The sequence below is a fragment of the Paracoccus beibuensis genome (assembly GCF_026162625.1).
GTDB lineage: Bacteria > Pseudomonadota > Alphaproteobacteria > Rhodobacterales > Rhodobacteraceae > Paracoccus > Paracoccus beibuensis.
This window is the reverse complement of the sequence record NZ_JAOTBD010000060.1, coordinates 1-10,034: the sequence shown is the minus strand read 5'-3', so window position 1 is coordinate 10,034 and position 10,034 is coordinate 1. Positions and strand designations below refer to the sequence as shown.

9 protein-coding genes and 2 pseudogenes are annotated in these 10,034 nt (G+C 68.8%); 9 read left to right on the top strand and 2 right to left on the bottom strand.

The genetic code is table 11. From position 1 onward, the window contains the following. The 9 genes and pseudogenes from OC159_RS19015 to folD all read left to right on the top strand — a co-directional run. Positions 1–1,027: pseudogene (locus tag OC159_RS19015) on the top strand (protein TolA); the annotation flags it as partial. Between the two features lie 60 nt (positions 1,028–1,087). Next, a complete protein-coding gene (gene tolB, locus OC159_RS19010) occupies positions 1,088–2,413 on the top strand; it encodes a Tol-Pal system beta propeller repeat protein TolB (RefSeq protein ID WP_407674158.1) in 1,326 nt (441 codons plus the stop codon). Positions 2,414–2,423: 10 nt separating this feature from the next. Next, entirely contained in the window at positions 2,424–2,960 is a 537-nt protein-coding gene (locus tag OC159_RS19005) for an OmpA family protein (RefSeq protein ID WP_265502809.1), read from the top strand. After that, on the top strand, positions 2,957–3,871 hold the full coding sequence (locus OC159_RS19000) for a tetratricopeptide repeat protein (protein WP_265502807.1): 915 nt from the start codon (positions 2,957–2,959) through the stop codon (positions 3,869–3,871). Before OC159_RS19005 ends, OC159_RS19000 begins: the two co-directional genes overlap by 4 nt. Then, positions 3,868–5,094, top strand: a complete 1,227-nt coding sequence (gene tilS, locus OC159_RS18995; RefSeq protein WP_265502805.1) for a tRNA lysidine(34) synthetase TilS — start codon at positions 3,868–3,870, stop codon at positions 5,092–5,094. Before OC159_RS19000 ends, tilS begins: the two co-directional genes overlap by 4 nt. A 58-nt stretch (positions 5,095–5,152) precedes the next feature. Continuing rightward, positions 5,153–7,045, top strand: coding sequence for an ATP-dependent zinc metalloprotease FtsH (ftsH, locus tag OC159_RS18990; RefSeq protein WP_265502803.1), 1,893 nt, complete (start codon positions 5,153–5,155; stop codon positions 7,043–7,045). Between the two features lie 566 nt (positions 7,046–7,611). After that, positions 7,612–8,094 (top strand): MarR family winged helix-turn-helix transcriptional regulator, encoded by a 483-nt coding sequence (locus OC159_RS18985; protein ID WP_265502801.1) that lies wholly within the window; start codon positions 7,612–7,614, stop codon positions 8,092–8,094. Next, a complete protein-coding gene (locus OC159_RS18980; RefSeq protein WP_265502800.1) occupies positions 8,091–8,390 on the top strand; it encodes a chorismate mutase in 300 nt (99 codons plus the stop codon). The genes OC159_RS18985 and OC159_RS18980 overlap by 4 nt, the downstream gene beginning before the upstream one ends. Further along, complete coding sequence (gene folD / locus OC159_RS18975) at positions 8,387–9,262, top strand: bifunctional methylenetetrahydrofolate dehydrogenase/methenyltetrahydrofolate cyclohydrolase FolD (protein ID WP_265502798.1); 876 nt, start codon at positions 8,387–8,389, stop codon at positions 9,260–9,262. Before OC159_RS18980 ends, folD begins: the two co-directional genes overlap by 4 nt. Here folD and OC159_RS18970 read toward each other — a convergent pair. Both OC159_RS18970 and OC159_RS18965 read right to left on the bottom strand, forming a co-directional pair. Continuing rightward, positions 9,259–9,840 carry a hypothetical protein gene (locus OC159_RS18970; protein WP_265502796.1) on the bottom strand — a complete coding sequence of 194 codons (582 nt, stop codon included), beginning with the start codon at positions 9,838–9,840 and terminating at the stop codon, positions 9,259–9,261. The two genes, folD and OC159_RS18970, sit on opposite strands and share 4 nt — an antisense overlap. A gap of 70 nt (positions 9,841–9,910) precedes the next feature. After that, positions 9,911–10,034 (bottom strand): annotated as a pseudogene (locus tag OC159_RS18965) (succinyl-CoA--3-ketoacid-CoA transferase); the annotation flags it as partial.

The window sequence follows — 10,034 nt, the reverse complement described above, 5'->3', positions numbered from 1 at the left end:
TGCCGAACGTGCGGCCGAGGAGCAGCGCGCCGCCGAGGCCGCCGAGGCCGCCGAGCGCGAGGCGGAGGAGCAACGCGCCGCCGAGGCCGCCGAGCGCGCGGCCGAGGAGCAACGCGCCGCCGAGGCCGCCGAGCGCGTGGCCGAGGAGCGCCGTGCCGCCGAGGCCGCCGAGCGCGCGGCCGAGGAGCAACGCGCCGCCGAGGCTGCCGAGCGCGCGGCCGAGGAGCGCCGTGCCGCTGAGGCCGCCGAGCGCGTGGCCGAGGAGCGCCGTGCCGCCGAGGCTGCCGAGCGCGCGGCCGAGGAGCGCCGTGCCGCCGAGGCCGCCGAGCGCGTGGCCGAGGAGCGCCGTGCCGCCGAGGCCGCGCGGGAAGAAGCCGAGCGCCAGGCGGCAGCCGAAGCCGCCCGCGAGGAGGCCGATCGTCAGGCGCTGGAGGACGCGCTTCGTGAAGCGCAGCAGGGGCAGGCCGGGGCCGAGGGCACCGACACGGCCTCGACCGGCGACGCGCAGGGCGGCGACCGGCAGATGATCGAGGGCGGCAGCGGTGCCTCGGCCGGGATGGACCCGCTGGCGGCCGCGCTGGCGGGGGCGATGGGCGGCGGCGATCCAGCGCCCGAACCCGATCCCCAAGCCGATGCGATGCAGCTTGTGCCGGCGCCGATGCGCGCCACGCCTTTGCCCGATCCCGCGCAGGGTGTGCCCATGGGTGAGCCCCTGTCGCTGTCCGAGCGCGAGGGCCTCCGTTTCGCCATCCAGAACTGCTGGAACGTCGGCGCGCTATCGGTCGAGGCGTCGCGGATGACCGTCTCGGTGGGCATGACACTGTCGCCGGACGGCGTTCCGGACCAGAACAGCCTGCGCCTGGCGGGCTTCCGCGGCGGCTCGGAAGCCGGCGCGCAGCAGGCGTTCGACGTCGCCCGCCGCGCGATCCTGATGTGCGGGCGGTCCGGCTTCGACCTGCCGCCGCAGAAATACGGCCGGTGGCGCGATGTCGTTGTCGACTTCCGACCCGACGGGGTGGAGTTCTGATGCCCGCCCGCCTTTCGCTTTCCGACGACCCGAGGTAATGAGGCCGCCATGTTTCGCAGATTGATCCTTGCCCCCGCCCTTGCCCCCGCCCTTGCCATTGCCGCCGCCGCGGCGATGCTGCCCGTCGGCCCCGTGATGGCGCAGGACACGCCCCTGCGCATCGAGATCACCGACGGGGTGATCGAGCCGATGTCGATCGCCATTCCCGCCTTCCATGGCGACGAGGAAATCGCGGCCCGGGTACGCCAGGTGGTGGCCGACGACCTGACCGGCACCGGCCTCTTCCGCGAGGTCCCCATCGAATCGCACCAGGTCCAGCCCACAAGCTTCACCGAGGCCGTCAGCTATGACGACTGGCGCGCGGTCGATGCACAGGCGCTGGTCTCGGCCGAGGTGCGCCAGATGGGCGAGAACATCAGCGTCCGGTTCCGGCTGTTCGACGTGGTGTCGGGCCAGCCGCAGGGCGACGGGATGCAGTTCGACGCCCGCGCCAGCGACTGGCGGCGCGCCGCGCACAAGATCGCCGACCAGGTCTATGTCCGGCTGACCGGCGAAAAGCCCTATTTCGACAGCCGCGTCGCCTTTGTGCAGGAAACCGGCCCCAAGAATGCCCGCATCAAGCGGATCGGCGTCATGGACTATGACGGCGAGAATATCCTGTGGATGACCGACAGCTCGTCCCTGGTGCTGGCGCCGAAGTTCTCGGCGGACGGACGGCGGCTGCTCTATACCAGCTATGACAGCGGCTTTCCCCAGATCCGGGTGATGGACATCGCCACGGTGACATCGCGCCCGCTGACGCAGGACACCAGCACGATGGCATTCGCGCCGACCTTCAGCCCCGACGGGCGCTGGGTTGCATATTCGCGAGAGAATGGCGGGAACACCGACATCTGGCTGATGGACGCGGCCACCGGCGCGCAGCGGCCGCTGACCGACGCGCCCTCGATCGAGACGTCGCCCAGCTTCAGCCCCGACGGTCGGCGCATCGTCTTCGAGAGCGACCGGTCGGGGACGCCGCAGCTCTATATCATGGGGCTGGAGGGCGGAGAGCCGACGCGGATCTCGTTCGGTGACGGCCGCTATGGCAGTCCGACATGGTCGCCCAAGGGCGACATGATCGCCTTTACCAGCCAGGTAGGCGAGCGGTTCCACATCGGGATCATGCGGACTGATGGCTCGGCCGAGAAGACGCTGACCGAATCCTTCCTTGACGAGGGCCCGACCTGGGCACCCAATGGGCGCGTCGTGATGTTCACCCGTGTCACGCCGGGCGGCTCGGGCGAGCCGCGGCTGCATTCGGTGGACATCACCGGGCGCAACATGCGCCCGCTGGACCTTGACTTTGCCGCCTCGGATCCGTCCTGGGGCCCCCTGATGCCATGAGGATGACATGATGAACGTCGCTGCGAAGCCCGCCCTGTTGGCCGTCCTGCTGGCGCTGGCCGCCTGCGCCCAGCCCGCGCCGCCCGTGGCGCCGCCGGTGGTCGACCCCTATGCCAGCGTCGGCGGCGGGGCGGTGTTCCAGGGCGACCTGGCCGGCGGCACCCTCGGCGCCGAGGCGACGGCACAGTATTTCCAGAACACGGTCGGCGACACCGTGCTGTTCCCGGCCAACCAGACGACACTGACGCCCGAGGCGCGGACCGCGCTGGCGCGCCAGGCCGACTGGCTGACGCGGCATGGCGGGTTCACGGCGGTCGTGCAGGGCCATGCCGAGGAAACGGGGACGCGGGAATACAACCTCGCGCTTGGCGCGCGTCGGGCCAGCGCGGTCCAGGAATACCTGGTCGCACAGGGCGTCGCGCCCGGCCGCCTCCGCACCCTGTCCTTCGGCAAGGAACGTCCCGCCGCCACCTGCTCGGACGAGGGATGTTATTCGCAGAACCGCCGCGCGGTGACGGTCGTCAGTGACGCCGGTCCCGGCGCATGAGGCAGTTGACGGCCTCTGCCCTGCTGGCGCTGATGCTGGCGGTGCCCGGTGCCGCGTCTGCACAGGCGGCGCCGGTTCCAGCGACGCTGGCCGACCTGCGGACCGAGCTTGGGGACCTGCGCAGCCAGCTGCACGATCTTCGGGCCGAGCTTGTCGCCTCGGGCGCCGAGGGGTTCCGGGCCGCCGGGGGCGCCAGCGCCATCGATCGCATGAACGCGATGGAGGGACGCCTGAAGGCGCTGACAAACCAGGCCGAGCAGTTGCAGAACCGCATCAACCGGATGTCGTTCGAGGGAGAGCGGCGGCTGGCCGACCTTGAATTCCGGCTGTGCGAGATGGACCCGACCTGCGACCTCAGCGCGCTGACGGTGACGAAGCCCATCGGCGCACAGCCCGAACTTGCGCCCTCGGCTCCGGCGGAACCGGATGCCTCGGCGCCCGCCTCGACGGCAGCCGAGCAGGCCGATTTCGATGCGGCGCGGGCGGTGATGGACAGCGGCGACTATGCGCGCGCGGCCGACATGTTCGCCACGGTGGCCGAAACCCATGCCGGCGGACCGCTGACGGCCGAGGCGCTGTTCCTGCGCGGTCAGGCGCTGGACATGGCGGGCCGGCCCCGCGATGCGGCGGCGGCTTGGCTGGAAGGCTTCGCTGCGGACCCCGACGGCGCACGGGCGGGCGAAAGCCTTCTGGGTATTTCACGGGTCATCGAAGCGCAGGGCGATCCGACCGCCGCCTGCCTCTACCTGGCAGAGGTCCCGGCGCGCTTTCCCGGCACGGCCCAGGCCCTGCGGGCCGAGGCCGAGGCGACGCGCATCCGCTGCGGGCAGAGCGATCTTGGCGTCCTGGACCCGCTGCTCGACCCCGCGTTGGACCCCGAGGCGGCGGCGGACCTCGCCGAACACCAGTGACCGCCGATCCGGCCGTGGGCATCCGGTCATCGTTGGACCGTCTGGCTGGCGATCTGCCGGCGCTCGGGTTGGCCGTGTCGGGCGGCGGCGATTCGATCGCGCTGATGCATGTGGCCGCTGACTGGGCGCGTGGCCGTCGCGTGATGGTCGCAACGGTCGATCACGGACTGCGCAAGGGCAGTGCGGCAGAGGCGCAGGAAGTCGCGCTTGCGGCGCAGCGGCTTGGTCTGCCGCACGCAATCTTGCCGTGGCAGCGCGATGGTGATGGCGGCAATCTGATGGCGCAGGCCCGCGACGCGCGGCTGAAGCTGCTGGCGGATTGGGCGCGTGACAACGGCCTCCCGGCTGTGGCGCTTGGCCATACCGCCGACGACGTGGCCGAGACGCTGATCATGCGCCTTGCCCGCGGGTCGGGAATCGACGGGTTGGCGGCGATGGCCGAATGGCGCGACGCCTTTGGCATGCGCTGGCTGCGGCCAATGCTGTCGACCGGCCGCGCAGAATTGCGGCACTGGCTGGGCGGGCAGGGGATCCCCTGGATCGACGATCCTTCGAACGACAACACGGACTTCGACCGAATTCGCGCCCGCAAGGCGATTGGGGCGCTGGGGCTCGACGTGGCGGGGCTGGCCCGGTCGGCGGCGCATATCGCCGGGGCGCGCGATGCGGTCTCGGACTTCGCGCTGCTGGTCTCGGGGGATGCGCGGGCCGACCGTGGTAGCCTGTCGCTGTCGCGCACGGCGTTCCGCGATGCCCCGGCCGAGATCCGTCGGCGGCTTCTGGTTGCCGCCTGCCGCTGGGTCACGGGCGCGGACTATCCGCCGCGCCGCGCCGCCCTGCTGCACGCGCTGCAGGCCGTGATGGCGCAGGGGCGGGTGACGATTGACGGTGCGATGATCCTGCCGGACCGCGACCGGCTGCGCATCATCCGAGAGCCTGCGGCCGCGATCCGCGCCGGCGCGACGGCTGGCGCCGTCTGGGATCGTCGCTGGCGGATCGTGGATCTTCCACGCGATCACCGCGTCGCCGCCCTGGGCTATGACCCCTTGCCCCTGGCAGGCTGGCGCGAGTCGGGGCTGTCCCGCGACGAGGCGGCCGCAAGCCCCGCGATCTGGCGCGGGACAGAATTGGTCGATGCGCCGATCCTGCGCAACGATCACGCCTGCACGATCCGGCCGTTGCGGGACGCGGCAGATTTCCGCAGGCTGGTGAAGGCGCATTGAACCTGTCGCGATAATCCCTATTTTCAACTCAAACCGCTTTCCGCCGGAGGACCCCATTTTGGGCAACGCACGCAACCTCGCCTTCTGGGTCGTTCTGTTCCTGATGATCCTGGCGCTGTTCAACCTGTTCAGCGACGGGTCGGGCGCGATGAACAGCCGCCAGATCAGCTATTCCGATTTCATCGAACGCGTGCAGAACGATCAGGTCACCGCCGTCACCATCGACGGTGAGGATGTCATGATCACCGGCAGCGACGGCCAGCAATACGCCACCGTCCGCCCGATGGGCGAGGATATCAGCGATCGGCTGATCCAGGAGGGCATCGACGTTCGCGTGATCAAGCAGCAGAGCAGCGGCTTCATGTCGATGTTGGGCGTGTGGTTGCCCTTCATCCTGCTGATCGGCGTGTGGATCTTCTTCATGAACCGCATGCAGGGCGGCGGCAAGGGCGGCGCGATGGGCTTTGGCAAGTCGCGTGCCAAGCTGCTGACTGAAAAGCATGGCCGCGTAACCTTCGACGACGTGGCGGGCATCGACGAGGCCAAGGAAGAGCTGGAGGAGATCGTCGAATTCCTGCGCAACCCGCAGAAGTTCAGCCGCCTTGGCGGCAAGATCCCGAAGGGCGCGCTGCTGGTCGGCCCTCCGGGCACCGGTAAGACGCTTCTCGCCCGTGCCATCGCCGGCGAGGCGGGCGTGCCGTTCTTCACCATCTCGGGTTCGGACTTCGTCGAGATGTTCGTGGGCGTCGGCGCGTCCCGCGTCCGCGACATGTTCGAGCAGGCCAAGAAGTCCGCGCCCTGCATCCTCTTCATCGACGAGATCGACGCGGTGGGCCGCGCGCGCGGCGTCGGCATCGGCGGCGGCAACGATGAACGCGAACAGACGCTGAACCAGCTTCTGGTCGAGATGGACGGTTTCGAGGCGAACGAGGGTATCATCATCGTCGCCGCGACCAACCGCAAGGACGTGCTGGACCCCGCGCTGCTGCGCCCCGGCCGCTTCGACCGCCAGATCCACGTGCCGAACCCCGACATCAAGGGCCGCGAAAAGATCCTGTCGGTCCATGCGCGCAAGGTGCCCGTCGGCCCCGACGTCGACCTGCGCCTGATCGCGCGAGGTACGCCCGGCTTTTCGGGTGCCGACCTGATGAACCTGGTGAACGAGGCCGCGCTGATGGCCGCGCGCATCGGCCGCCGCTTTGTCAGCATGGCCGATTTTGAAAGCGCCAAGGACAAGGTCATGCTGGGCGTGGAACGCCGTAGCCTGGTCCTGACGCCGGAACAGAAGGAAAAGACCGCCTATCACGAGGCCGGTCACGCCATTGTCGGCCTGTCGCTGCCGAAGTGCGACCCGGTCTACAAGGCAACGATCATCCCGCGCGGCGGTGCTTTGGGCATGGTCGTCAGCTTGCCCGAGATGGACCGCCTGAACTTCCACAAGGACGAAGCCAAGCAGAAGATCGCGATGACGATGGCCGGCAAGGCGGCCGAGATCATCAAGTACGGCGAAGAGGGCGTCAGCAACGGTCCTGCCGGCGACATCATGCAGGCCAGCCAGCTCGCGCGGGCCATGGTGATGCGCTGGGGCATGTCCGACAAGGTGGGCGCCGTCGACTATGCCGAGGCGCATGAGGGTTATTCGGGCAGCACCGGCGGCTTCTCGGTCTCCGCCTCGACCAAGGAACTGATCGAGCAGGAGGTCCGCGAGCTGATCGAGGCGGGCTATCAGGAAGCGCGCCGCATCCTTCTTGAGAAGGAGGTGGAGTTCGAGCGACTGGCCAAGGGCCTGCTGGAGTACGAGACCCTGACCGGGGAAGAGATCGGCCGCATCGTCCGCGGGGAACCGCTGGACGGGGGCGACGACAGCACGCCCCCGAGCCTGATCCCGGCGGTGACGGCCGTGCCCAAGGCCGGCAAGCCCGCCCCCGGCGGCGATCCCGCCCCGGCCTGAGAACAGGACATGAAAAGCCCCGGTTCGGCACCGGGGCTTTTTCTTTGACATGGAAGCAGTTGAGCCAGGTTGGGGGGTGATCTTCAGCGTCCCGCCGGTGGCATGGAAATAGGGGCTGACGATGTGAACCCGGTCGATCGGGTCCTGGGCACGGCAGGCTCGACCCCTGAATGGCTGACCCTGATCGCGACGTTCAGGCCGAAGCCGGTATCCTCGCGGGCCGATGCCGACCTCGACCGTGACGGCGGCGTCATCGGGCACCTTGGTCTTCTTCGACGCCGCATAGTGGCGCATCGCGCCCATGAAGCAGGCCAATTGCCCAAGCACGAGCAGCTTTTCAGGGTTCAGACCGCCGCCGCCCGGGCCGTCAAGTTCCCTTCGGGACGAGGAGGTCGACCTGATGAGTGCCGTCATGGCCGCCGCCCGTGGCGGTTTCCGCCGTGCAATGAACGACCTTGCTGAGCACGGCAATTGACTTACGCGATATTGTATCGCGCACCATATAATAAGTATGAGAAGCGAAGCGAAGTGTTGAGATATTTTTCCGTGCCAAATATGCCTGTCGCATGACAAATTCCGCCTCGCCCCTTGGTGCCCTGCTGTGCTTCGACGTCTACGCGGTGAACCTCGCATTCGGGCGGCTCTACAAGCCGCTGCTGGAGCCGCTGGGGCTGACCTATCCGCAGTATCTGGTATTGCTGACGCTGTGGGCGCAGGACGGGCAGACGGTCGGTCAGATCGGCGCGGCGCTGGGGCTGGACAGCAGCACGCTGACCCCCCTGATCAAGCGGCTGGAGGGGGCGGACCTTGTCAGCCGCGTCAGGGACGTCCAGGACGAGCGGCGCGTCATCGTGTCGCTGACGGAACGGGGGCAGGACCTGCAGTCGCAGTCCACCCATGTCTCGGCCTGCGTCGCGCAGGCCACCGGCCTGACGGCACCCCAGATCGTGCAACTCCAATCAACGCTGGCGAAATTGCGCAGCGCCCTGCATGACGGCGTCGAAGGTCCCGCACCGGCGGGACCAGCCAGGAAGGGGCCGACGCGATGAACCCGAACGACATTCCCGACATGCCGACGCTGCGCGAGCAGATCGACGCGCTGGACGCCCGGCTGATGGCGCTGATGGCAGATCGCCACGCGCTGATCGACCGAGCCGCGCAGATCAAGTCCGGCAACGGCATGCCCGCCCGCATAGACGAGCGGGTCGAGGAGGTGGTGGCCAATGTCCGCCGCCATGCCACGCAACTGGGTCTCGACCCCGACCTTTACGACCACATCTGGCGTCGATTGATCGACGCCGCCATCGACCAGGAAGAGCGTCAACTGAAGAAGGATCGCCCATGACTGCCAAGATCATCGACGGCAAGATCTTTGCCGCTACTCTTCGTTCCCGGATCGCGACCGCCGTTGCGTCCCTTGCCGAACGCGGGATCACGCCCGGCCTTGCCGTGGTGCTGGTCGGAGAGGACCCTGCCAGCCAGGTCTATGTGCGGTCCAAGGGGAAGATGACGAAGGAGGTCGGCATGGCCTCGTTCGAGCATCGTCTGCCAGCCGAGACCTCGCAGGCCGAGCTTCTGTCGATGATCGAGCGGTTGAACGCCGACGCCACTGTGAACGGCATCCTGGTGCAGCTGCCGCTTCCGGGGCACCTGGATGAAAGCGCCGTCCTGTCGGCGATCCTGCCCGAAAAGGATGTCGACGGCTTCCACATCATGAATGTCGGCCAGCTTGCGACCGGGCAGAAGGCGATGGTGCCCTGCACGCCGCTTGGCTGCCTGATGCTGCTGCGCGACCACCTGGGATCGTTGTCCGGGCTGAACGCGGTCGTCGTCGGGCGCAGCAACATCGTCGGCAAGCCGATGGCGCAGCTGCTTCTGCGCGACAGCGCCACAGTGACAATTGCCCATTCGCGGACCAAGGACCTGCCGGCGGTGTGCCGCCAGGCCGATATCGTCGTTGCTGCCGTGGGACGGCCGAACATGATCAAGGGCGACTGGATCAAGCCCGGCGCCACGGTCATCGACGTCGGCATCAACCGGACCGAGGATGGGCTTGTGGGCGATGTCGACTTCGACAGCGCCCGCGCAGTTGCGGGCGCGATCACGCCGGTGCCGGGCGGCGTGGGGCCGATGACCATTGCCTGCCTTCTGGCGAACACGCTGACCGCGACGGCGCGCGTGAACGGCCTGCCGGACCCCGAGGGGCTGACCCCTTAGGCCGCCAGCCGTGCAGCCAGGCGCAGCGCATGCGCCGGCTGCGTCGCCGCGACCGGCAGCACCGGGTCATAGGCCGCGCGGATCAGCGCCGCCAGCTGGTGCGAGGGGAAAATCTCGGGCGCGAAGGTCAGGGCGGACTGCATTGTCACGCGTTCGGCCAGCTGCGCCGGATGCGCCTCGGCCAGCGCGCCGCCCATGTTCAGGAACGACATGCAGGCGCGGATGCCGCCGGCTTCGTCGAAGCGGAACAGGCGGTACTGATCAGCATCCTGCGCCGTCAGGCGCGCAGGCAGGTCCGGCAGCCCAGTCAGGCGGTCCAGGTCGGGCACGCCGCCCAGCTCGGCCCAGTCCCGCACGAAGAACAGCATCAGGTTGGCGCCGCTGTCCGGATCGGTCTCGGCCACTGGATGGCGCGCATGGGCGAAGCCCGTGCGGATCGCGGCGCGAAAGACGTCGAGGCTGTCGTCCGCCAGGCCGAAAATCACCGGTGCGACGGGGCGGCCCCAGCGGGCGCAAAGGAAATTGCCGTCGCGCTGCGTGAACAGCGCCTGGATGTCTGCGGCGTCGAAAGGGGGCATCTGTCTTCCAGCGGCTTGAATGAAGAACGGGGGGCGCTGGCCCCCCGGATGGTCATGCGGGGCGGGCGGATCAGACGATCGTGGCCTCGGTCGCGGCGCGGAGGTCGTCCTCGGTCACGCCGTCGGCTGTTTCGACTATCTTCAGGCCGCCGGGGACAACGTCGAGGACGCCCAGGTTCGTGATGATCCGGTCG